We start from the raw sequence: 23,099 nt of genomic DNA, 5'->3' as shown, positions 1-23,099 counted from the left end.
AAGCGGCAATTGCATAAAAGGGGGCGATCGCCCCCCAATGATCTCCCTAGTAGGTTTCGACGTGCCAGCGGCCTTCTTTTTTGAGCGTGCCCTTGAGGAACTCTTGCCAATCGGCACCATTTTTGGCTGCCGCTGCCGTCATTGCCTCATCAATACCCGGCTCCATCCCCCTCAAACCACACATATAGACGTGGGTATTTTTCTTTTGGAGGAGTTGCCAGATTTCATCCGCATGCTCAGCAATGCGACCTTGGATGTACATCTTGCCGCCGTCAGGAGTTTTTTGCTCACGGCTGATGGCGTAGGTGAGGCGGAAGTGATCGGGATACTGGGCCTGTATTGCCTCTAGCTCATCCTTGTAGAGAATATTTGCAGTGTAAGCGACACCAAAGAAGAGCCATGCCAGCCCCTTGAATTGATAATCGGGGTTATTTTCTTTGAACATGCGCCACAGGAAGGCACGGAAGGGGGCAATCCCAGTTCCCGTTGCCAGCATAATGATTGTGGCTTCGGGGTCATCGCTCAGGAGCATTTCTTTACCCACGGGCCCTGTAATTTTCACCTCATCGCCAGGTTGCAGTTGGTTGAGGTAGGAGGAGCAAACGCCATAGATGGTTTCCCCCGTCTCTTTGTCCTTGTACTCTAGCCGCCGCACACACAGGGAGACCGTTTTATCATCTTGAAAGTCACCGTGGCGGGTCGAGGCAATAGAGTAGAGGCGCAGCTTGTGGGGTTTGCCATTGGCATCGGTACCCGCAGGAATAATGCCAATACTTTGACCTTCGAGATAGCGCAACTCGGTACCAGAAATGTCAAAGATAATGTGCTTGACCGTTCCCTCGCCCCCTTCACGCACCAGCTCTTCATTGGAGATGACCTTACCAATGCAGGGATTGTTGGGGCGATAGATATTGACAGGAATATCAACTTTCTTTTCTTTAAGGGGGGCAGCACCATTATTGGAGGCAGGTTCCGTGGTGGCAGCCAAGGGCGCAGCCGTACCATTGAGGGGTTGAATGCTAACAATTTTGCCCCCCCAACGGGTAATCTGCTGCATAAACTGATTCATGCGGTCATAGGGAACGTTGAAAAATTGACTGCCACTGTTGCGGATGGCATAGTTGGTTTTCTCAGTTTCGGCATTTTGTCGCAGTCCCACCACTTCATAGCGAAACATCCGACTGCCAGAATTCGTCGCATTGTACATGGGCTACACGATCTCCAAAAATTAACTCAGCTTTACATTCTGCAACACAACGTCCCAACCGCGATCAACTATCACGTTTTGGCTACGGGATGGCCGTGCTTTGGTCACCCACATTATATCTAGCGGCGGCAGCTACAGGGCCTTTCCCGAGGGACAGGGCTGAATTTATTGGCTGGAGGAGATAGGCGCACTCATCCAAGCATAGGTTTGCAACACATAGCGATCGCGCCCTGAGCGTTTGGCCTCGTACAAAGCGGCATCGGCGGTTGCGATAACCTCAGAGATTGGGCAGTCCCTGGGGGTTGCAGTTGCAATGCAAATGCCAGCGCTTACGGTGAGATAGGGTTTTACCGGTGAACTGGCATGGGGAATTTCTAAACTGCGGATGTGGTTAAAAATCCGCTCTAAGATACAAATGGCAGCGTCATGGTGGCTCTGGCACAACAGAAGCACAAACTCTTCACCACCATAGCGAGCCACCAGATCCGCCTTTTGCACTTGGGACTGAATGGCATGGGCAACCTGTTGCAAGGCGCGATCGCCCGCCAAATGGCCATAGGTGTCGTTGTAGCGCTTGAAGTGGTCAATATCCAGCAGAGCAATGGCAAAGGGAGTATGGGTTGCTGCCGCTTCCTTCCAGACCAACCGCAGATAGGACTCAAAAGCACACCGATTTGCCAGTTTGGTCAGGCTATCTTGCTGTGAGATCTCCTGTAGATGGTGGTTTTCTGCCTCTAGTTGTTTTTGCCGCTGCTGGAGCTCTACAATCAAGGCCGTTTGCCGTGCCATCTGCTGTTGCAACTGCTCAAACTGTTGCCGTTGGACAATAAACTGCCGTAGAAACCGAGGTTGGCGCAAGACGCGCAGCAGAATCAAGGGGGGCTGGCAACGGTGGATGCCCACGGCTTCCACTTCAATTTTTTGGCCTTGGGGGTCTCGCAGAGTGCCGGGCACCATTTGCGCCGCCTGTTGCCAAAGAAGCAGCCATTTTTTGAGTTTCTCCGCAGGAGTGGCTACGAGTTCCCTAAGGTTGCAATCAAGCACACTGCCGCCAAAAAATTCACGGCCACTGGAGTTAATGGCCACAATGTTGCCCTGGGGATCCATGACCAGCGTTGGCTCCGGCAACAGATCAATCCATGCGCCAATATCGAGTGTAAAGTTGCTCATCTTGATCCCGCTGCAATGAACTACTTGCCTAGCTTAGACTGGCCTAATGTGATTCAATGGGATAGTACTCTCGTCCTTTGGCAGCAGCGGCAGCAGCAGTGGGTTGGGTATAGATCACCACGCGGCACCCTTGATCTCCATTGGCGATCGCCGCTTCAATACAAACCTTGGCATAGCCCAAGTGGTGCGCCACAATGACGCCAAAGACACTTGAGGTCATCATGCACAACGAGGGATGACCAATCACACCACTGCCAAGGGGGCAACGCTGATTCCCTAAAATAATGCGTTCCTCATCTTGCTCAATCAGGAAAAATCCCCCTTCAATGCGGTTTTTGAGATCTACAAGAATTTGAGCCACTGTCTTAGCATCAAGGGGGCGATCGCCAAGGGCTTGGGTGTAAAGCTCGTTGATGTGATTGCCCATTTGCTGTCCCACAAGGGCAATAAAGCCAGAAGCATCATCCAGCCCGACAATATCTTCAAGGGTCTCTGCCACTAACCCCAGCAAATGTTGCAGAAAGCTAGAGGACTGTAGGTCAATGGGCAAATTTCCCACGTTTGTGTAGGCTTCAGCTCGGAACATTTCCTTTGCTGTCATAGGGATTCTCCGAGGGGAACAGGGTTTGAGCGATTTTAGCACCCTTTGCCGTTGGCCATGCTGAGAGCACCGGATGTTGGCAGGAACTCCCCCTGAGGTGCTGCTGAGTGTGCTCAGTTATTCGCGAAAGGGGGTAACTATAGGAATTGATGGCAAATATAAGCTTATAAGGTTATAGTAAAGAATCTACAGAAATTGCTAAAAATCTCTAAAAATTCCTGATATTTTCTTGATTAGACATTAGAATTGAACTTAATTAGAGAAGCATACGCGAATCAGCGATCGCACCTATTCGACTATTCAGCATTCCGCCTATTCAGCATTTTGCGATCGCTTGGCCTGATAGGCTTGCCAACTCTCGACAACACGACCAAAATTGGTGCGGAATTCTCGCCAGCCGAGCCAACTTCCCTGCTCGTGCTCATCCCAAGAGGCAGAAAGAATCCCATAGCTTAGCCCCAGGGCCCCAAGGCCAAAAAGACTGAGACTAGCAATGACAACGACCACATTGGGCAACTTGAACCAGCCCTCATGGACAATGAAATAGCTGAGGGGAAATGTCATCAGTCCCAAGAGGGTGGGGGTACCGCAGAAGATTGCCATCCGAGTGACCATCCGTTGGCTGACAATTTCTGGAATACCTGTACTTTTTTGGCTTGCTTGGCTGAGGATTTTGGGGCCTTAGAACGGACGGCTGCGGCAGCAGGAGCTTTAGCAGAATTGGTTGCTCCTTTTTCTTTTTAGGCTCAAAAGGCAGATCCGACCGTTTTGCCATTGTCTTTAACCCCGAATTCCCAGACGTTCAATGAGTTGATGATAGCGTTGGGGATCGTGGCGATGGATATAGGCCAATAGCCGCTTGCGACGGCCAATGATTTTCAGGAGTCCTCGGCGAGAGGCGTGATCTTTTTTATTCACCTTGAGATGCTCAGAAAGCTGCTTGATCCGCTCTGTGAGGATGGCAACTTGGACATCCGCAGAGCCAGTATCCGTACCGTGGATCTGGTAGGTGTTGATAATTTCTTGTTTGACGTCGTGTTGCAGGGCCATGGTCATCCGTTATGAACAGCGCGATCTACTATCATACTCCGATTTTTCGAAATAATAAACTCCCGTGAAGGGGACTATTCTGCCCCTGGGCTGGTCGTGCTTTGCCCTAAGAATTACTGACATTGGTGCTGTTTTCCTCAAGGGGGGCGATCGTCAGCAGTTCCTTAAGGGGCTTTTCACTATCGGAGATGGGCGGTTTGGCCGTTGTCAGTTCTGTATCGATGGCGAAGGTGGCAAATTGGGTGAGAATTTCGCGGCAGAAGACCTCCGCTGCCCGCGATCGGTAGCGATTGGGATTGGTAATCAGCGATAGAGTACGTTTCACCACCACATTTTCGATACCCATCCGCCGTAGGCTCCCCAGTTGTAACTCCTTCTCAATGGCGGAAATGGAGACGAAGGCAGCCCCCAGGCCCGACTGCACGGCGTTTTTAATCGCCTCGATGGAATTTAACTCCATCTCCACCTTGAGGCGGCGAGGGTCAATGTTGGCGCGCTGAAGGACCTGATCAATCACCTTGCGAATGGTGGATTGGGCATCCAAAGCAATAAAGCTCAGCTTATACAAGTCTTCTTTGGTGAGGGTTTCGGCACTAGCTAAGGGATGATCCACAGGTAAGATCAGTGCCAGTTCGTCCTCCGCGTAGGGGGTAACAGTGATTTGCTCACTCAGTTCTGAGGGAACTTCACCGCCAATAATCGCTAGATCAATTTGACCATTGACCAAGCTCCAGCAGGTGCGGCGGGTGGAATGCACATGTAGCTGAACAGCGACTTCGGGATATTTGCTGCGAAATAGCCCAATCATGCGGGGCATCAGGTAGGTGCCCGTGGTTTGGCTTGCGCCAATGATCAGGGTACCCCCCTGTAATTTTTGCAGGTCTTCGATGGCACGGCAGGCTTCATGGCACAGGGAGAGAATTTGATCGCCGTAGGCCAGTAGGAGCTGTCCAGCTTCGGTGAGTTGGGCGCGGCGCCCCCCCCGGTCAAATAGGGGAACATCCAGTTGGCGCTCAAGGTTTTGCACCTGTAAACTCACTGCGGGTTGGGAGACGTAGAGGCTGTCAGCGGCTCGCTTAAAACTTCCTTCGAGGGCGATCGCCTTGAGGATTCGCAATTGATCAAGGGAAAAGGGCAGTTCGGACATAGGCATTGAGGCCATAGGCGTGCCACCAAGAGGCGTTTTTCTGAACTTATCAGGAATCATGCCCAATATGGTATGTATCCCCGCACAAGAAAGCTGAGCTTGGCGTGCCAGTAACGCAAAATAGCACGTCTGAAACCTATTGTAAGGGTTGGGTTTTCCCCGCGCGATTACTGATTTTTGTTACAAATTGTTACATTGTTTTGTTACATTATTGGGCTGGGGAGCGAGCGATCGCCCATCTAGCACCGCGCGAGCATGTGCTTGCACTGGCCGCTTCTTAAAGCCATACCCTGTTGCTCGAGCAGCATTCACCAATACAGCGCTGGGCTTTCTGCCGATAAAGCTAAAATCGGTCTAGCGTTGCTCTTGGGGAGCCGCTGGACAATTGCCCGAGGAGTTGAAATCGTGTCCTACCCTTGGCCAAAATGGCTGCCGATGCCAGTTCTTGCCACGACTCTAGGGGCGGCTACTGTGGTGATCGGTGTGCGCCAACTGGGACTGCTTCAGCCGTCGGAACTGAGTTTGTATGACTTTTATGTGCGATCGCAACCCGCTCGTGATCCTGATTCCCGCATCCTGACGGTGGTGGTGACGGAGCAGGACATTCAAGCCCAAAAAACGTGGCCATTGCCGGATGCCACTGTGGCAGAACTTCTCGCCCGCCTCAATGCCGCCAGCCCACGTGCCATTGGCTTGGATATTTTCCGTGATTTGCCCCAGCCCCCCGGCCACGATGAGCTGCAAAACATGATTCGTATCAACCCACGCATTATTCCAGTGTGCAAATCAGCGGGCGAAACAGTGGAACAACCCGAGGTGCCCCCGCCACCAAGTATTCCCCCAGCACAGGTGCCAGACCGTGTGGGTTTTGCGGATATTCCCCTCGATAGCGATGGTGTCATTCGCCGCAACCTATTTGTGATCAGCAATCCCAAGGCGCAGCGGTGTACAACGCCCTTTTCCTTTGCTCTGATGTTGGCACTGCGCTATCTACAACAAGACCCCTCTCAAACTATCAAACTCGATGACAGGGGTTTGACGCTGAATGATGTGCATTTTCCCCTCCTTACCAGTGATGCCGGTGGCTATGTGGGGGTGGACGATCGCGGCATGCAAACCCTCCTTAAGTACCGCTCACGCGGCGCGGTGGGGCCAACGGTTTCCCTAACGGATGTACTGAGTGGACGGGTGAGCGAAGACCTCATTCGCGATCGCGTGGTTTTGATTGGTGTGTCTGCGCCGAGTATTAAGGATACTTTCCTCACCCCCTATAGCGGTAGTGATGCGGTGACGCAGCAAATGCCGGGGGTGGTGGTTCATGGGCAAATGGTGAGTCAATTCCTGAGGGCTGCCCTTGAAGGGGAAGGTCCCATTTGGTATTGGCCGCTGCCGCTGGTGCTAGGCTGGATTCTCCTGTGGGCTGGGGTGGGGAGTGTCCTTGGCTGGTGGCTGCGGCAACCCCTGTGGTTGGGAGGCGCAGTCGTGGGGGGGCTCATTGTCCTCTTTAGTGGTGGCTTTGGCATTTTTGTCATGGCGAGTGGCTGGATTCCTGTGGTGCCGCCGGCGATCGCCCTTGTGCTCAGCAGTGTGGGGATGGTAGGCTACGTCAGCTATCAGGCGCAGCAGGAGCAAAGATCTTTCCAAAAAAAAGTGCAGGAGCAAGAAAAAGCCTTGGCGCTGTTGCGATCGTTAATGGCCGAGGATACGGCAGCCCTCAATGCAGCGCTGCGAGAACCCACAGAAATTACTGGCAAACCTCGTTCCCTCCTCAGTGGTCGCTACAAAATCCAAAAAGTTTTGGGGTCAGGGGGCTTTGGCTGCACCTATTTGGCTCAGGATACCCAGCGACCGGGAAACCCCCTCTGTGTCGTCAAGCATCTGCGCCCGGGACGCACCGACGAGCGCTTTATGCAGGTGGCGCGGCGACTCTTTCATACCGAAGCAGAAATCCTTGAAAAGCTAGGACGCCACGATCAAATTCCCCTCTTGCTTGCCTATGTGGAGGAAAATGGGGAATTCTATCTAGTGCAGGAATTTATTGATGGTGCCTCCCTGAGTGAGGAACTGAAACGCAAACACACGGAAGCCGAGGCTATCCAACTCCTGCGGGAAATCTTAGAAGTCTTGAATTTTGTCCACAGTCACTATGTGATTCACCGCGATATTAAGCCCGATAATCTTATTCGCCGTGCCAGCGATCGCAAACTGGTCCTAATTGACTTTGGGGCAGTGAAGCAAATTCAACCTCAAGAAGTGGAGAAGGCCCAGGGGAGTACCGTTGTTATTGGTACGATGGGCTATGCTCCCCCTGAGCAACTCTCTGGTCAGCCCACCCTCAGCAGTGATATTTATGCTGTCGGCATGATTATCCTTCAGGCGTTAACGGGCATTAAGCCCCGTGATCTACCGCGAGATGCGCGCACGGGTGAACTGGATTGGCAACGGTGTGTCAGAGTCAGTGAAGGTTTAGCGGCAGTACTCAATAAGATGGTGAAATTTAACTTTAGCGATCGCTACCCCTCGGCAAAAGAAGCCCTTCAAGAGGTACGGCGTTTAGGCCCATGAATTGCCCTGTCTTGCTCTCTGACCTTCCCCTGGGTACCCCGGCGCGGATCACTGCTATTGGCGGGACAGCCGCTTGGCAGCGCCGCCTTGCGGCCGTAGGACTTACGGTCGGTCAAACTGTCACCCCGCTGCGTCGTGCCCCCTGCAGTCAAACCTTGGCCGTCCGGGTGGGTGCCCTGACGGATGTAGCTATACGGGCAGGGGATGCTGGCACCATTCTCGTGGAGCCGCTGGGCCCACCTTAGAGATGGTCAAATCTTGATTATTGGCAACAGCCTATTCCATTAATCATTGGGCTTTTGTTCCTCAGGTTTGTATGGTGTGGCATGGCGTGAATTGTACCAAGGAAACCAGGGAACCCTTGGCTGGTGAGGTGCTTTGTCGCGATCGCCACGGATGCAGGAGAAGTGGCGAGTCTTATCCACACACTGATAGCGAACCGGATCAGGATGCGATCCCAGTTAGCAACTGCGTGGCTGCTCACCTAAAGTGCTTTGATCTGCAGCGTTTAGGACTGGCTGGGCATTCCGTGGGAATAGGTTTAGCAGCTCAAGTTCCCTAGAGCCAGAACAAACAGTGGATGGCTAAACTGTAGATAGCGGCAATGTTTCAAGCTCACTTGAAGTAATATAGATAGCTACAGTAAGATACGGCTCTCTCATGCTGCCCTACCTCATTGTTTTTGCCCTAACAGCTATACCAGTGATTCTCCAAGTACCGAGATGGTATGGTTTTTTCTGTTTTTTTGTATGTTTTATTCATTGGCCTAAGATTTGAAGTTGGTGCTGATTGGGGGTCGTACTTACGCATATTCGATGAAGCACAATCTCAGTCCTGGTTTGGCATAGAAGCAATTTTGAAGGACTTTGGTTATCATTCAATAAACAAACTAGCAGGAACTCTGAACCAAGACATCTACTTTGTTAACTCAGTGGTTGCCTTGATATTTACATCTGGTCTATTTTACTTCTGTCGCCAAATTAAAAACCCTTACGCAGGTTTACTAGTTGCATTTCCATACCTGACCACTGTCGTTGCAATGGGATATACACGCCAATCCGGCGCCATTGGCTTTGAAATGATTGCCTTAGTTGATTTAGTTGAAGGTAAATTGACTGCATTTTTTCTGAACCTATTTCTAGCTACTTTACTGCATAAGACTGCTATATTTATTCTCTTAATCCCTTTGACCGCACAAATCATTACTGCCATTGAAAACAGAAAAGTATTGAATATTATCAATCTATCTTTTTTATTTATTGTATTTACTGTCGCTTCGAACTTTATTTTAAGCTTAAACCAGGCATTTTCAACTTCTTATATTGAAGCACAACTGCAATCCTCCGGTACTCTTATCAGATTATTAATGAATTTCTTACCAGGATTCATATTTTTACTGGAGCGCTATACTGCTAGAAATCTTTTTAGGCTATCAAGTAGAGTTTATTTATCAATGTCTTGGTTAGCTATTTTATCCCCACTGCTGCTCTTAACTGGCTCCAGTACCGCAGCTGATCGTCTCAGCCTTTATTTTATTCCTATTCAGATCTATGTTCTTGGTCAGTTCCCCTATCTATTTATAGACAAGAGCTGGAAACTATTTATCAAGTGGCTAATACTTATTATTGCTTATAGCTTTGCGGTATTATGGGTTTGGCTCAATTTTGCAGATCATGCTTTTGCTTGGCTGCCCTATCGTATGTATCCGTTCGTATAGCACCATTATGGGGTATTCTATGTCTGAATCAACACTTAATACTTCTAATAGAGAAAGCTATAGACTTGCCATCATTGGTAATAAAGCTTCTATGCTAGTTAACTTTCGTAAGGATTTAATTATTGACTTAATTACATCTGGTTATAGTGTTCACTGTATGGTTCCTGCATCCTCAGAGAAGGAAAAAAGAGCAATCCTAGAATTAGGGGCATCTTTTGACGAGTTCTACCTTGAGCGGAATAGTGCTAATCCATTTCATGATATTCACACTTTAGTATCTTTAATGAGTCTCATTAAAAAATTAATCCATCCTGTATTCTTGCATTTACTGCTAAGCCAATTGTTTGGGGATTAACTGCTGCCAAGCTCCTAGGAATTGAAAAAAGATTTGCACTGTTTACAGGCTTAGGATATTTCTTTTGTATGAATGATAAATCAATGAGAGATAAATGTATAGGAAATATACTAGCTTTACTTTATAAAATCACTCTGCCATCAGCAACAAAAGTAATTTTCCAAAACTCAGATGACTGTGCTGAAATTAAGAAGCTATGCCAACTGCCAGGCGATAAAGTAGCTTTGATTAAAGGTACTGGTGTTAACTTCAATGAGTGGCAGTTTTCTCCTGCTCCTACATCTCCTTTAGTCTTTACTCTAGCTGCACGTCTCCTCCGAGAGAAAGGTATTTTGGAGTTTGTGCAAGCAGCATCCCGACTAAAAGCAAACTATCCAAAAGTTGAATTTTGGCTATTGGGAGATTTTGATACCAATCCTGGATCTCTAGTTAAAGAAGATCTTCAGAAGTTCATTGATGCTGGGATTATTCAATGGTTTGGCTTTGTGGATTGTAAAAGCTATTTCGGCAAAACCAGTATTTTTGTCCTTCCTTCTTATTACCGAGAGGGTATTCCTCGAAGTATTCAGGAGGCCATGGCTATTGGTCGACCAATTATCACCACAGATGTGCCGGGTTGTCGTGAAACCGTTATTCACAGCTATAGTGGTTTTTTGGTTCCGCCGCGTGATGTCAGTGCCTTAACAAAAGCTATGGAAGTATTTATTCAGCAACCAGAGTTGATTCCCTTAATGGGGTACCGTAGTTATCAAAAAGCTGTTGAAGATTTTGACGTCAAAAAAATTAATGCCCAGTACCTTCAATTATTTACAGAGGAGCTAGGAGAGTGGAATGATTCAGATGGAACATAACAAACTTTCAATTGCTGTGATTGGTCTTGGATATGTGGGCCTTCCTTTAGCAGTAGAGTTCGGCAAAAAATATCCTACATTAGGATATGATCTCAATTTACTGCGAGTATCACAACTTATCAAAGGACATGATCACACAGGTGAAATTAGTTCTGAAGAGCTAAAAAGTGCCTCATATTTAACTTACACAACCAATATTCAAGACTTGAAAAAATGTTCTTTTTTGTGGTCGCAGTTCCAACTCCTGTGGATGATCACAAAGTGCCTGACTTAGGGTTTCTTAAAACCGCTTCTCAACATCTCGGTAGTGTTCCCCCTCGCAACAGTATTGTTGTGTATGAATCCACCGTCTATCCAGGTGTCACTGAAGAAATTTGTGTACCCATTCTTGAGCAAGCTTCTGGCCTTATTTTTAATCAAGATTTCTTTGTAGGTTATAGTCCAGAACGAATCAATCCAGGAGATAAAGAACATCGTTTGACAACGATTGTTAAAATTACCTCTGGATCAACTCCTGAAGTGGCAGAGATTGTAGATTGTGTCTATGCTTCAATTATACCCGCAGGAACCTATAAATGCAGCTCAATTAGGGTAGCAGAAGCTGCTAAGGTCATCGAAAATATTCAGCGAGATGTGAATATTGCTTTAATGAATGAGCTTTCTATTCTCTTTAATCGCTTAGGGATCGACACCCAAGAGGTACTAACAGCCGCAGGAACAAAGTGGAATTTTCTACCTTTCCGTCCGGGATTGGTAGGCGGTCACTGCGTTGGTGTAGATCCTTACTATTTAACCTATCAGGCATCTGCCTACGGTTATCACTCTGAATTGATTTTAGCCGGCCGACGAATTAACGACTATATGGGCATTTATGTAGCTAACAGTTTATTAAGCTTTTAATCCAAAAAGGAATTCATCCACAACAAGCAAGGGTGCTCGTCATGGGTCTAACGTTTAAGGAAAATTGCCCTGACCTTCGCAATACACGTGTTGTGGATGTGATTTCCGAGTTGCGAGACTATGGTATTCAAGTAGATGTTTATGATCCATGGGCTGATCCTGAATTGGCTAAAAAGGAGTATGGCATTTCACTGATTGAGGAGTTGTACCCAGAGTACTGGGATGGTGCAGTGATTGCAGTTGCTCATCGTCAATTTTGTGAATTGGGTGCTGCTGGAATTCGCCGTTGCTTAAAAACCCCAAGTGCTCTGTATGATGTCAAGTGGGTGTTGTCCAAGGAAGATGCAGATGGACGCCTTTAAGTTTTCAAGGAGGTAGTGATGGATGTTTTGGTAACCGGTGTGGCCGGATTTATTGGCCATGGGGTGGCTCTAGCACTCCTACGGCGGGGCGATCGCGTAATTGGATTGGATAATTTGAATAACTACTATGACGTCAACCTTAAGAAATCTCGCTTAGAGCACCTGAATGCTTCTAGCCAGCCAGGTCAGTTTATTTTCCGAAAAATTGATTTAGTTGACCGCCAAGGGGTAAACCAGCTCTTTGCAGATTTTTCTCCCCAAAGGGTGATCCACTTAGCAGCCCAGGCAGGCGTGCGTTATTCCTTAGAAAATCCTTTTGCCTACATTGATAGTAATATCGTTGGTTTTCTCCACATTTTAGAAGCTTGCCGCCATCACCAAGTAGAGCATTTGGTCTATGCCAGTAGTTCCAGTGTTTATGGCGCCAATAGAAAGTTACCTTTTTCTGTTCACGATAACGTTGATCATCCACTGAGCCTGTATGCAGCAACCAAGAAGGCCAACGAACTCATGGCACACACTTACAGCCACCTCTATAATATTCCGACAACGGGACTGCGCTTTTTTACCGTCTATGGCCCTTGGGGTCGCCCTGACATGGCACTGTTTAAGTTCACTAGGGCCATCCTGAATAATGAACCCCTACCCGTCTTTAACTATGGGAAACATCACCGTGACTTTACCTACATTGATGACATTGTCGAAGGTATTCTGCGCGTCTTGGATCGGCCAGCAGTCCCCAACCCTGCTTGGTGTGGCGAAACACCAGATCCCGCCACCAGTTTAGCACCCTGGCGAGTGTACAACATTGGCGCCCATCGTCCCATTGAGCTTCTCCGCTACATTGAGCTTTTGGAGCAGTACCTTGGCAAAAAGGCTCTCATAACTTTTTTACCCTTGCAGCCGGGAGATGTGCCTGATACCTATGCCGATGTAACCGCCCTCAAAGAAGATACAGGTTATGAACCCGTTACCCCTGTTGAGATTGGTGTACAACAGTTTGTGGAGTGGTATCGTGACTACTATCGTCTTTAAAATTTCTTGAGAGTCCACCATGTCCAGTGAAAATAACCATCTGTCCTTTTCCCCTGAAGCTTCACAACTGAGTTTGTGGCAGCCGCGACCCATTGACAAAGTCACCATTGACGAACTATTGCGAGGTTTGAAGCGGCGTTCAGCGGTTGCTGCATTAGTTGGTGCATTTGTTGCAATTAGCTACTTGGGGTACTATTACCTCTTTGTGAGGAACTATCAATACTCCATTTTGCTGCAAGTTGAACCCATCAAACCCTTAGGTACTCGACCAGCGGCAAGGTTAGATTTAATCCGTAATCTTGCACCTCTGCCTCTACCTCTAGAATCAGAATCAACGGAGGGGGATGTAGAAACACTAGTTCAGATACTCAGTAGTGATACCATCCTCCAACCCATTTATGAAAAGTTTCTTCAAGATAATCCCGATTTAGATCGAGAGAAATATTCCTATAAAAGGTTTCTTAAGTCCATAAAAATTAGTAAGAATCAAGAAGAACGAAAATTGCTTAGCAAAGGTAGCTCAAAAATAGTAAATATTACTTTTATTGCCAAAGATAAAACAAAGGTAGAATCTGCCTTAAAAATCATTGCTGAGGAATTAAAAAAGTTTAATGAGACACAAAAACAAGAGCAAATATCAGATAATCTTCGCTACGTTAACCAAGAAATTCAAAAGGCCCTTAGTCAAATTGATGATCTTGACAGTCAACTCAATGAGTTCCGGTATCAAAATCGAGTTTTACGTCCTGATTCTATACCTTCTGCGACTTCTAAAACTCCAGTCTCTGAGATCAGTGATCTTCAGCTCTATGCTAACCTTCTAACTGAGTTGGAATCTAAAAAACGAAATAGAGTAAAACTGGAATCTACACAGGAAGCATTTAACTCCCTAAAGGCGCAGTTAAAGCTCTCTCCTGATGAGGCATTAGCTGCTTCTAACTTAGCTGCTTCGAAAAATTATGAAAAATTACTGGAGGGACTCACCGAAACGGAAATACAGTTGGTGGAACAGCGGAGCAAGTTAACGGACAGATCGCCCACAGTCCAAGCCCTAGAAGAACAAAAGCGGCAACTACTGGCTCAGGCTAAGCGCCAAGGTCGACAAATAACGATTCGATACCGGAACCAAGTTCCTCGCCCTGAAGCCTTAATTGGTTACGAAAGTGCAGTCTCTGACTCCCTGATTGAGAAATACCTAGAGGCAAAAGTTGAGCTTGAAGCTCTCAAAAGAGCAGATACGGAATTGAGTAATCAAATTCAAGCAACTGAAGCAGAAATATCCCGACTGATAAGGCTTGCAAACCCTTACCGCAAAATTGAGCAACGTTTTGCAGCCACACTAGAATCCCTAACACTGCTATTGCAGACACGGCAAAACCTGCAACTCCAAATTGCCCAGCGCGACTTTACATGGAAGCTTCTTTCCGATATTGGGGATCTGAAGCGGTATGAGTTGACCATGCGTTTGTCAACAGCATTGTTGATCGCTTTGGCGCTTGGGGGAGTCTCTGGGGTGCTGGTTGCCTTGATCGTGGATTGGTTGGATGATCGCTGTCTAGAGGTGGAGCGGATTCGCCAACAGACCCCCTTACCTATTTTGGGTCAGATTCCTGTGACCAAGACCTTTGATCAACTGGCTTTTAGTCGTTTAGAGACACCGTTGACGTTGTGGGGGTTGCAGCACCGTTTGCCGGGGGTAAGTCCTGCTTTTAAGGAAAGTTTTTACTTCCTGTTGACGCAGTTAGAAGCGTTGGGGTTACCCCACTCCTTAGCAATTATGGGCATCAGTGGTCAAGAAAGACAAACCACCGTTGCCCTTTATCTTGCTTTGGCGGCAGCGGCGACGGGAAAGCGGGTCTTGCTGGTGGATGCCAATTTGCACCAGCCAAGCCTCCATCAAGCTCTTGGCATTCCCAACGTCACTGGTTTAGGGGAACTGTTGCAGGGAACAATGCCTCTGCCCCACTGGTCTAGTCTTTTGGCCAATTCTACTGAAGGACTCTGGGTATTGACCGCAGGTCAGGCGCAGCAGGAACCCATGGCACTGTTTAGTTCTTATCGTTGGTTTGATTTCCTAGACAGCACTAAAGAAACTTTTGACTTCGTGATTGTTGATATCCCTGCGATCCTCGCTGCTGCGGATACATATCGAGTGCTGACAGCACTAGAGCGGGCTCTGTTGGTGGTGCGCCTAAGGCAAACACGACAGGAGGCCTTGGCCGAAGTGCTGAAAGCCTGCGATCTGGGTTTACGGCAAAAGATTCTGGGGATTGTGGTGAATGATGTAGCCAAGGCCAACCAAGCGTTTGGCAACTTCCAAACTCAGACTACTGACTTAGAGATGGGTTCGATCTCTGGGCTTTCTGCCTGAAGAACAGCTAATCCTTCACCTGTTGCCGTCTACTCCTTGGCCCTTGGCATTCGAACTAAGGCTAAAATAAAGAATGCTGGGAGAGATGGCAGAGTGGTCGAATGCGCTCGACTTGAAATCGAGTGTGGCAGTGATGCCACCGAGGGTTCGAATCCCTCTCTCTCCGTTCAATTAATTAACAAAAAGGCAGCCAGAGCTGCTCTAGCCGCCTCACTATTACTTTATTAATGTTTATTAATGATGCCTTTATTGGAGTGGCCTACAAGCCAAGATCCGCCAAAATGTCGGTGGCGTGGGTCTCGGTTTTCACGCTGGTATAGACATGGGAAATGATGCCATTGCCGTCAATCACATAGGTAACTCGCTTGGCGTAGCCGCCCCCATCCACGTCGTAGGCTTTGATAATTGACCTATCAACATCCGCCAGCAGGGGGAAGGGAAGGTTAAATTTCTCAGTGAACTTTTGGTGTGAGGTTTCGTCATCTGCACTCACGCCCAAAACGACGATATTTTTGTCCTGATAGGCGGCATAGTTGTCGCGAAAGCTACAGGCCTCCTTAGTGCAGCCGGGGGTATCATCCTTGGGGTAAAAGTACAGCACCACGGTTTTACCTGCAAAGTCACTGAGGGAGACCGTGTTGCCATGGGTGTCTTTGGCAGTAAAGGGGGGGGCGGGTGTACCAACGGCTAGAGCCATGGTGCATAACCTCCTAGCTTTAAGATTTGTTACGTTGTTTCGCTCTTTATTGTATCGGTAGGTGCCAAAAAGTTAGTAGTGGATGCGGGGGTCAATCCAAGCATTGACCACATCAATGAGAATGCTGGCAGCGACCACAATCACGGCAAAGAAAACCACAATTCCTTGCACCGTCGGATAATCCCGCAGAGTAATGGCTTCGTAGAGTCGCTGCCCCAGTCCCGGCCAAGAAAAGGTTACCTCTGTTAACACTGCTCCCCCCAAGAGGCTGGCAAGGGTGAAGCCCAAAACCGTGATCACGGGAATTAGGGCGTTCTTGAGGGCATGGTGAATGAGGATTCGATGTTCAGGAATACCACGGGCCCGGGCGGCTTCTACATAATCTGCCACTAACGTTTGCTTGAGATTCACCCGCACAATGCGCTCAAAGATGCCACTGAGGACGATCGCCAGCGTGACCGCAGGTAGAAGCAAGTAGGTCAACGCAGTTCCCAGTTGCTGAAGATTGCCATTCAGGAGCGCATCAAGCATGTACAGCCCAGTGGGGCCTTGGGGGGGTGTTGCGGTGATGGGGTAGCGGCTGCCCAAGGGAAGCCAACGCAGCTTCACCGCAAAGAGCAGTTGCAGGAGCATCCCGAACCAAAAGAGGGGCAAGGCATAGGTAATGATGCCAAAGAGACGGCCAGCCATATCCCAAGCAGTTCCGGATTTAACCGCAGCGAGACTGCCAATGAGCACTCCTAAGCCAAAGGCGATCGCCAGACTGACGAGGCTCAATTCTGCTGTGGCCGGAAAATGCTTGGCAATGATACTAGTGACTGCTTCCCCTTGACTGGTGAGGGAGGTTCCCAGATCAAATTGCAGAAGTTGCCCTAAATAATTCAAGTATTGCTGCCATAGGGGTTGCGCCAAGCCCAATTGTTGCCGCAAGGTCTCCTTTACAGCGGCCGGAGCACGGGGGCCTAAAATCGCATCCACGGGATCTCCTGGCGTGGCTCGCAGCAGCAAAAAGACGACGGTGACAATTGTCCACAGCATGAGTGGCGCAAGTAAAAGCCGCAGGAGCAAGTACCCCTGCAATGCACGCAGACGAGACATCAACAGCTGGAGTTATTCTTGGGGTGGGCTTGCTGCTCGCTGGCGATCGCGCTCAATTGAGGCCAAGAGGCGTTTTGGGTAGCTATCTGCTGCAATTTGCAAAATCTGATCGAGGGGGGTCTCATGCATAAACTTGCTGGCAGCAGCAATGTACTCGCGGTTAGGACAGCGATCGCCCAAGACACAGCCATTGACACAGGCCTCTGCACAATTGATGGTTTCTGGCGTTAGTTCACTCATGGCAGCTCTCCGAGGAATTTTTCAAATTTTAGCAAGGGGAAGCCAAATGAAAATTGGCAGTGATGACCATGCCCCCTAGGCTAGAATCATACTGGCAAGGGAAACGTTGGTTAGGAGGCAAAATGCGCAAGAAATGGATCACCCTGTTCGTGTTGCTATTGGGGATGATTCCCTTCATTGCCATTTCTGTGATGCCTCTGCTCACTAGTGCCTTTACGCCACCCCAAGCTACCCCAAGCCCGATGGCTAGTCCTGCCGCTGGGGACAAAGTTGCAGAGCTGCAAGCCCAAGAAAAGGGCTATCAATTGGTGCTGGAGCGGGAACCTAACAATGCCACAGCATTAGAAGGCTTAGTGCTGGCGCGGTTGCAACTGATTCAACTGGGCAAAGGAGAGATTGCCAGCGTCATTGACCCCCTGCGGCGGTTGGCGGCTCAGCGACCCGAACAAACAGACTATGCCATTCTCCTAGGGCAAGCGCAACAACAAACGGGCGATCGCGAGGGGGCTGCCCAAACGTTTCAAGGGGTTTTGGCTAAATCGCCGGGGAACCTCAATGCCCTGCGGGCACTGGTGGATCTCTACCTCAAGGAAAATCGTCCTCAAGCTGCCATTGGTCTGATTGAAGAGACCCTCCAAGGAGCAGAGCAAGCCAATAAAGTCCAACCGGGGAGCGTGGATGTCACGGCTGTACAACTCCTGCTTGGCGATGTCTATATGACTCAAAAACGCTATGATGAGGCGCTAACCCTTTTCCAAAATCTTGGCAAAGAAAATCCCAACGATTTTCGCCCAGTGCTTGCCCAAGCGATGGCACTGACGGAACAGGGGAAAAAGACCGAGGCGGCTTCCCTCTATGCTAAAGCGGTGGAATTAGCTCCTGCCAAGTATAAAGATGCCATTCAGCGGGCGGCCCAGCAGGTGCCAAAGGAATCTCCAGCGACCCCTGAACCCTCACCGCAGCAATAGAGTTATACTTGCTGCTGCAGTTCCTCGAGGCGAGCCAGTACCTCCTGACTGTGAATAGCGGGGTTCACTTTCACATAGCGCTCCCGCAGGATGCCCTCAGGATCAATGATGAAACTGTGGCGCAGCGAGACAGACCCCAACCACGAACCATAGGCTTTGCTGACTTGGCCATCGGGGTCAGATAGGAGGGGAAAGGTCAAGCCTTCACTGTCACAGAAATCTGCGTGGGAGTCCACGGAGTCGGCACTGACGCCAATGACTTCGGCATTGTGGACATGAAATTGCTCAATATCTCGTTGAAAGCGTTGGGCCTCAAGAGTACAGCCAGCGGTAAAGTCCTTGGGGTAAAAGTACAGCACCACCCACTTACCGCGATAATCCTTGAGGGAAATGAGCTGACCGTTGACACTGCTGGGAAGAGAAAAGTCGGGTGCGGGGGCATTCAGGGGCGGCAATTCACCCCCGAGGGCCCAACTGGGGGCTGCTGGGCTAAGAAACAGGATCAAACTCAAAAGGGCAACAAGTCCTGAGCGCAAGAACATAGTGAAATCGCTTAGTGAAATCGCTAAACTGGCCTTAGGAACGTATCTAGCTGCACTGTACCCTACTTTTAACGATTTTTCGAGTTTTCGAGGTTGATGCCGTCGCTCGCCGTTGTACAGCTCATGCCCCGTTGGTTGCGCTGGCTCTGTGCATTGGTGCTGGCGATCGCCCTTGGGGTGGGGCTGTGCCGCCTGATTGCCGAGAGCCTTTGGTTTCATCAACTGGGCTATTTGGCGGTGGTTTGGCAGCGCTGGAGTGTTCAAGCCCTACTGTTTCTGGCGGTTGCGGGGGTATCGCAGCTTTTCTATGGCTGGCAGCAACGCTGGCTGCTGCGGCAACGTACGGTGACCCTTGATCCAGTCCTGAGGGCACAGAGTACCTATCGGGGGCTGGGGCTATGGCGGCTTTTGTTGTGTGCTGGCGGTTTAACTTGGCTGCTCATTGTTGCAACTTACCACATTGGGGCGATCGCGCTGCAACTGTGGCAACAGCGCTCAGAAATGACATTTAACAGCCCTTTGCTGCCGCAATTGAGTGTTTGGCGGGTGGCGGAGCTATCGCTGCAAATGGTGCAGAATCCTTGGCTACTAGGGCTGAGTTTGGTGGCCTTGATACTGGGGCTGTGGTTGCCTGTAGGTCTCTTTCAGGGATTGGGCATTCTCTTGAGCCTCGCGATGGGGGCGATCGCCAGCCTCAGTTGGCCAGTTGTCCTCAAGGGACTGTTTGCCGCCAGTGATCCCCATACTGAGCCGCTCTTTCACCATTCCATTAGCTTTTACCTGTTTCAAATCCCCCTGTGGGAACTGTTGCGCCTATGGTTGGTGAACCTCAGTGTTGTCGGCTTAGGGGGAACGGCCTTGGGCTATCTCCTTGCCAATGAAAGTCTCAGTCATGGCAAATTCCTCGGCTTCGTGCGATCGCAACGGCGGCATTTACAGGGCTTAAGTGCCTTTGTCTTTGCCACAGTGGCCCTTAGCTTCTGGCTAGAGCGCTATAAACTTCTCTATTCGACCAAGGGGGCAGCCTTTGGCGCAGGCTATACCGATGTCACCGTACGCTTACCCCTTTATGGTTGGCTCTCGGCCTCAGCCTTTGCCGTTGCCTGTTTGTTGGCTTGGTCAGCGATTCGACGGGGCGGAGAAGGGCAGCGGCGGTTGGGCCCCATTGCCCCTGGCCTCTTTGGCTTTACCTTGGGCTATCTGGTGGTCATCCTGATTGTAGATTGGCTCCTACCCACAGCCATTGAAGCAGCCATTGTTCAACCCAACCAACTGCAACGGGAACTCCCCTACATTCAACGCACCCTTACCCACACCTGCGAAGGTTTTAACCTTGAAAAAATGCGGGTGGAACCTTTCCAGCCGGAAAATAACCTGAATGCCGAAATCATTGCTGCCAATGCGGCCACCACCCGCAATATTCGCCTTTGGGATACCCGCCCCCTTCTCGAAACCAACCGCCAACTGCAACAACTGCGCTCCTACTATCGGTTTCCAGCGGCTTTTCTGGATCGCTACTATCTGAAACTGGCTCCCGATCAAGACCAATCAGAAATTCGCCAAGTCCTCATTGCTGCTCGTGAAGTGGACTACAGTGCGGTTCAGCAGTTTGCCCGCAGTTGGATTAATGAGCACCTCGTGTTTACCCACGGCTATGGCTTCACGATCAGTCCGGTAAATACGGCGGAAGCCAATGGTCTGCCCAAGTACTTTGTTCGCGATATTGGCGATACGGGTGAGCTACTGGTCAATCCCCCACAGATTCGGGAGAGTATTCCCTTTTTCTACCCACGGATCTATTACGGTGAACTCACCAATACCTATATCTTTGTCCCCTCTAAGGTCCCGGAACTGGACTTTCCGCGGGGGGCTGAAAATGTTTATAACCACTATGACGGCACGGGGGGTGTGCCCATTGCCAGTTGGTGGCGACGCTTGGTCTACAGTGTCTATTTTCGAGATTGGCAACTCCTGTTGACCCCCAACTTGCGGCCAGACTCACGGGTTCTCTTTCGGCGATTGATTCAGGATCGCGTGCGGGCGATCGCCCCCTTCCTGCGCTTTGACAGTGAGCCCTACCTTGTTGTGGCTGATCCACGCTCTGAACAGGAGATTGCTACTAGCTCGAGCACGGCGGGGGTCAGCTATCTCTACTGGATGATTGATGCCTATACCGTCAGTCGCTACTATCCCTACAGCGATCCGGGGGAGCACTCGTTTAACTACATTCGCAACTCTGTGAAAGTGGTGGTGGACGCCTATAACGGCGATGTCACCTTTTATGTGGTGGAACCTGAGGATGTCATGATTCGCACGTGGCAGCGGATCTTCCCAACTCTTTTTCATCCTTTGAGTACGATGCCCCACCAGCTCTATCGCCACATTCGCTATCCCATTGATCTGCTGCAAGTGCAGTCCGAGCAGCTCCTGAAATACCACATGACCGATCCCGTGGTGTTTTACAACCGCGAGGACCTCTGGCAGATTCCCAAGGAGATCTACCGCGAAAAACCCCAAGCGGTTGCCCCCTACTATCTCATTACCAAGCTGCCCATTGGCTACACGGAGGAGTTTATTCTCCTGGTCCCCTTTACGCCCGTGAATCGTCCCAACCTCATTGGTTGGCTAGCGGCTCGTTCCGATGGCCAGAACTATGGCAAGCTTCTGCTCTACGTCTTTCCCAAGCAAGAACTGGTCTTTGGTCCTGAACAAATGGAGGCGCGGATCAATCAGGACCCCGTCATTTCGCAGCAAATTTCCCTCTGGAATCGCCAAGGGTCAAGATCGGTGCAGGGCAATCTCCTCATTATCCCCATCCAGCGATCGCTCCTGTATGTTGAACCCCTTTACCTCGAAGCCGATCAAAATCGACTGCCCACCTTGGCACGGGTCATCGTGATGGATAATCAGCGGATTGTGATGGCACCCACCCTAGAGGAGGCCCTGAAACGACTCTTTCCGCAATAGGGGCAAAAACCAGTGAAGACGCCTATGACTACAGCTGCATACCTCCATTTGCCCTTTTGTCGGCGCCGCTGCTTCTACTGTGACTTTCCAATTACGGTGGTGGGAGATTCTCCGACGCTGGCGGACTCACTGATTCAAGAGTATGTGGCGGCGCTGTGTCAAGAAATTGCCCACACCCCCACTGAGGGGCTACCGCTGCAAACTATCTTTTTTGGTGGTGGAACGCCTTCTCTAGTCCCGCCTCAATACTTTGGCCAACTGCTGGAAGCCCTCGATCGCCAGATGGGCATTGCCCCAGGAGCGGAAATTTCCATGGAAATGGATCCGGGGACATTTCACTTAGAACAATTGCAGGGCTATCTCAGGGCAGGGGTCAATCGTGTCAGCTTGGGCGTACAGGCCTTTGACAGTGAGCTATTGCGGCTGTGTGGCCGCAGTCACGATGGGGCCGATGTTGAGCGTGCAGTTGAGATGATTCATAGGGCGGGGGTAGCAAACTGGAGCATGGATCTAATTTCGGGCCTGCCGCAACAATCCTTAGCGGACTGGCAATCCTCCCTAGCGCAAGCGATCGCCTTCAAGCCAACGCATCTGTCTATCTATGACCTCATCATTGAGCCAAAAACCGTCTTCAGCAAACGCTATCAACCCGAAGCAGCCCCCCTACCCAGCCACGATCAGACTGCCGCCGCCTATCACCTTGCTCACGAGATGTTAACAGCAGCGGGCTACGATCACTACGAAATTTCTAACTATGCCCAACCGGGGTTTGCCTGTCGTCACAATCAAGTCTATTGGCGCAATCAATCCTACTATGGCTTTGGCATGGGCGCCACCAGTTATCTCCAACATCGCCGTCTCAGCCGCCCGCGTACCCGCCGTGAATACTATCAATGGCTACAAAGCTTACCAGAGAGTCTCAATCAAGGGAGTCCAGATTCCCTGTGGGATCGCTGGTTGGAAACCCTGATGTTGGGCTTGCGCCTCAGCGATGGCCTGTCTTTGAGGGCTTTGGCGGCTGAATTTCCTGCGTCCTGGGTTGAGGCCCTACAGGCAGCAGCGGTAAAAATGTCTCCAGAGTTGCTTTCTTTGGCGGGCGATCGCCTGCACTTAACACAGCCAGAGGGATTTCTAGTGGCTAATCACGTCATTGTCAGTCTTTGGGAAGCATTGGAGGGATCGGTTTTCCGCCAACAGGAAGGGCAACCCCTACCGATACACTAGAGGTTGTCTGACCAAGAATACACTCACGGGAA

General features: G+C 49.9%; 20 protein-coding genes, 1 tRNA gene and 1 pseudogene. 12 read left to right on the top strand and 10 right to left on the bottom strand.

The annotated features are described in order from the left end of the window. Positions 1-46 precede the first annotated feature (46 nt). From petH to NK55_RS03945, 6 genes are all read right to left on the bottom strand, one after another. Positions 47-1,207 (bottom strand): ferredoxin--NADP reductase, encoded by a 1,161-nt coding sequence (petH, locus tag NK55_RS03970; RefSeq protein ID WP_041429054.1) that lies wholly within the window; start codon positions 1,205-1,207, stop codon positions 47-49. Positions 1,208-1,372: 165 nt separating this feature from the next. Next, positions 1,373-2,377, bottom strand: coding sequence for a GGDEF domain-containing protein (locus tag NK55_RS03965; protein WP_024124512.1), 1,005 nt, complete (start codon positions 2,375-2,377; stop codon positions 1,373-1,375). Positions 2,378-2,420: 43 nt separating this feature from the next. Then, entirely contained in the window at positions 2,421-2,978 is a 558-nt protein-coding gene (locus NK55_RS03960) for a methanogen output domain 1-containing protein (protein WP_041429053.1), read from the bottom strand. Positions 2,979-3,290: 312 nt separating this feature from the next. Continuing rightward, entirely contained in the window at positions 3,291-3,581 is a 291-nt protein-coding gene (locus NK55_RS03955) for a PAM68 family protein (RefSeq protein ID WP_255325310.1), read from the bottom strand. A 177-nt stretch (positions 3,582-3,758) separates the two neighbouring features. Then, positions 3,759-4,028 carry a 30S ribosomal protein S15 gene (rpsO, locus tag NK55_RS03950; protein ID WP_024124510.1) on the bottom strand — a complete coding sequence of 90 codons (270 nt, stop codon included), beginning with the start codon at positions 4,026-4,028 and terminating at the stop codon, positions 3,759-3,761. Positions 4,029-4,134: 106 nt separating this feature from the next. Beyond that, positions 4,135-5,175, bottom strand: coding sequence for a LysR family transcriptional regulator (locus NK55_RS03945; RefSeq protein ID WP_041429052.1), 1,041 nt, complete (start codon positions 5,173-5,175; stop codon positions 4,135-4,137). Positions 5,176-5,580: 405 nt separating this feature from the next. Between NK55_RS03945 and NK55_RS03940 the strand changes: the two genes are divergently transcribed. The 9 genes and pseudogenes from NK55_RS03940 (at position 5,581) to NK55_RS03905 (ending at position 15,497) form a co-directional block, all read left to right on the top strand. Continuing rightward, a complete protein-coding gene (locus tag NK55_RS03940) occupies positions 5,581-7,740 on the top strand; it encodes a CHASE2 domain-containing serine/threonine-protein kinase (RefSeq protein ID WP_024124508.1) in 2,160 nt (719 codons plus the stop codon). Next, positions 7,737-7,985 carry a FeoA family protein gene (locus NK55_RS03935; RefSeq protein WP_024124507.1) on the top strand — a complete coding sequence of 83 codons (249 nt, stop codon included), beginning with the start codon at positions 7,737-7,739 and terminating at the stop codon, positions 7,983-7,985. The genes NK55_RS03940 and NK55_RS03935 overlap by 4 nt, the downstream gene beginning before the upstream one ends. Before the next feature lie 482 nt (positions 7,986-8,467). Then, positions 8,468-9,457, top strand: a complete 990-nt coding sequence (locus NK55_RS03930) for an EpsG family protein (RefSeq protein ID WP_041429050.1) — start codon at positions 8,468-8,470, stop codon at positions 9,455-9,457. 19 nt (positions 9,458-9,476) lie between these two features. Then, positions 9,477-9,812 (top strand): glycosyltransferase family 4 protein, encoded by a 336-nt coding sequence (locus NK55_RS13455; RefSeq protein ID WP_162147169.1) that lies wholly within the window; start codon positions 9,477-9,479, stop codon positions 9,810-9,812. A 68-nt stretch (positions 9,813-9,880) separates the two neighbouring features. Next, a complete protein-coding gene (locus NK55_RS13450; RefSeq protein WP_081711754.1) occupies positions 9,881-10,663 on the top strand; it encodes a glycosyltransferase family 4 protein in 783 nt (260 codons plus the stop codon). Continuing rightward, positions 10,653-11,925 (top strand): annotated as a pseudogene (locus NK55_RS14195) (nucleotide sugar dehydrogenase). Before NK55_RS13450 ends, NK55_RS14195 begins: the two are co-directional and overlap by 11 nt. A gap of 18 nt (positions 11,926-11,943) precedes the next feature. Next, the gene (locus tag NK55_RS03915) at positions 11,944-12,960 is read left to right on the top strand and encodes an NAD-dependent epimerase (protein ID WP_024124506.1); all 1,017 of its coding nucleotides are present in this window, start codon (positions 11,944-11,946) and stop codon (positions 12,958-12,960) included. Positions 12,961-12,979: 19 nt separating this feature from the next. After that, positions 12,980-15,331 carry a polysaccharide biosynthesis tyrosine autokinase gene (locus NK55_RS03910; protein WP_024124505.1) on the top strand — a complete coding sequence of 784 codons (2,352 nt, stop codon included), beginning with the start codon at positions 12,980-12,982 and terminating at the stop codon, positions 15,329-15,331. 79 nt (positions 15,332-15,410) lie between these two features. Continuing rightward, a tRNA-Ser gene (locus NK55_RS03905) sits at positions 15,411-15,497 on the top strand. 93 nt (positions 15,498-15,590) lie between these two features. Here the strand turns inward: NK55_RS03905 and NK55_RS03900 are convergent. The 3 genes from NK55_RS03900 to NK55_RS03890 form a co-directional block, all read right to left on the bottom strand. Beyond that, positions 15,591-16,028: a peroxiredoxin gene (locus NK55_RS03900; protein WP_024124504.1), complete on the bottom strand. Its 438-nt coding sequence runs from the start codon at positions 16,026-16,028 to the stop codon at positions 15,591-15,593. Positions 16,029-16,100: 72 nt separating this feature from the next. Then, positions 16,101-17,126, bottom strand: coding sequence for an ABC transporter permease (locus tag NK55_RS03895; RefSeq protein WP_024124503.1), 1,026 nt, complete (start codon positions 17,124-17,126; stop codon positions 16,101-16,103). Positions 17,127-17,138: 12 nt separating this feature from the next. After that, positions 17,139-17,366, bottom strand: a complete 228-nt coding sequence (locus tag NK55_RS03890; RefSeq protein WP_024124502.1) for a hypothetical protein — start codon at positions 17,364-17,366, stop codon at positions 17,139-17,141. Between the two features lie 122 nt (positions 17,367-17,488). On the opposite strand from NK55_RS03890, the gene NK55_RS03885 reads away from it, so the two are divergent. Continuing rightward, positions 17,489-18,334 (top strand): lipopolysaccharide assembly protein LapB, encoded by an 846-nt coding sequence (locus tag NK55_RS03885; protein ID WP_024124501.1) that lies wholly within the window; start codon positions 17,489-17,491, stop codon positions 18,332-18,334. 2 nt (positions 18,335-18,336) lie between these two features. Here NK55_RS03885 and NK55_RS03880 read toward each other — a convergent pair whose 3' ends face one another. Then, positions 18,337-18,876: a peroxiredoxin gene (locus tag NK55_RS03880; protein WP_024124500.1), complete on the bottom strand. Its 540-nt coding sequence runs from the start codon at positions 18,874-18,876 to the stop codon at positions 18,337-18,339. A gap of 96 nt (positions 18,877-18,972) precedes the next feature. On the opposite strand from NK55_RS03880, the gene NK55_RS03875 reads away from it, so the two are divergent. Continuing rightward, a complete protein-coding gene (locus NK55_RS03875; RefSeq protein WP_041429049.1) occupies positions 18,973-21,843 on the top strand; it encodes a UPF0182 family protein in 2,871 nt (956 codons plus the stop codon). A gap of 24 nt (positions 21,844-21,867) precedes the next feature. Beyond that, positions 21,868-23,067 (top strand): radical SAM family heme chaperone HemW, encoded by a 1,200-nt coding sequence (gene hemW, locus NK55_RS03870; protein ID WP_041429048.1) that lies wholly within the window; start codon positions 21,868-21,870, stop codon positions 23,065-23,067. Positions 23,068-23,099 lie beyond the last annotated feature (32 nt).

This window comes from Thermosynechococcus sp. NK55a (genome assembly GCF_000505665.1).
Taxonomy (GTDB): domain Bacteria; phylum Cyanobacteriota; class Cyanobacteriia; order Thermosynechococcales; family Thermosynechococcaceae; genus Thermosynechococcus.
Note: the sequence above shows the minus strand (reverse complement) of the source record. Positions and strands in the feature narration are given on the sequence as shown.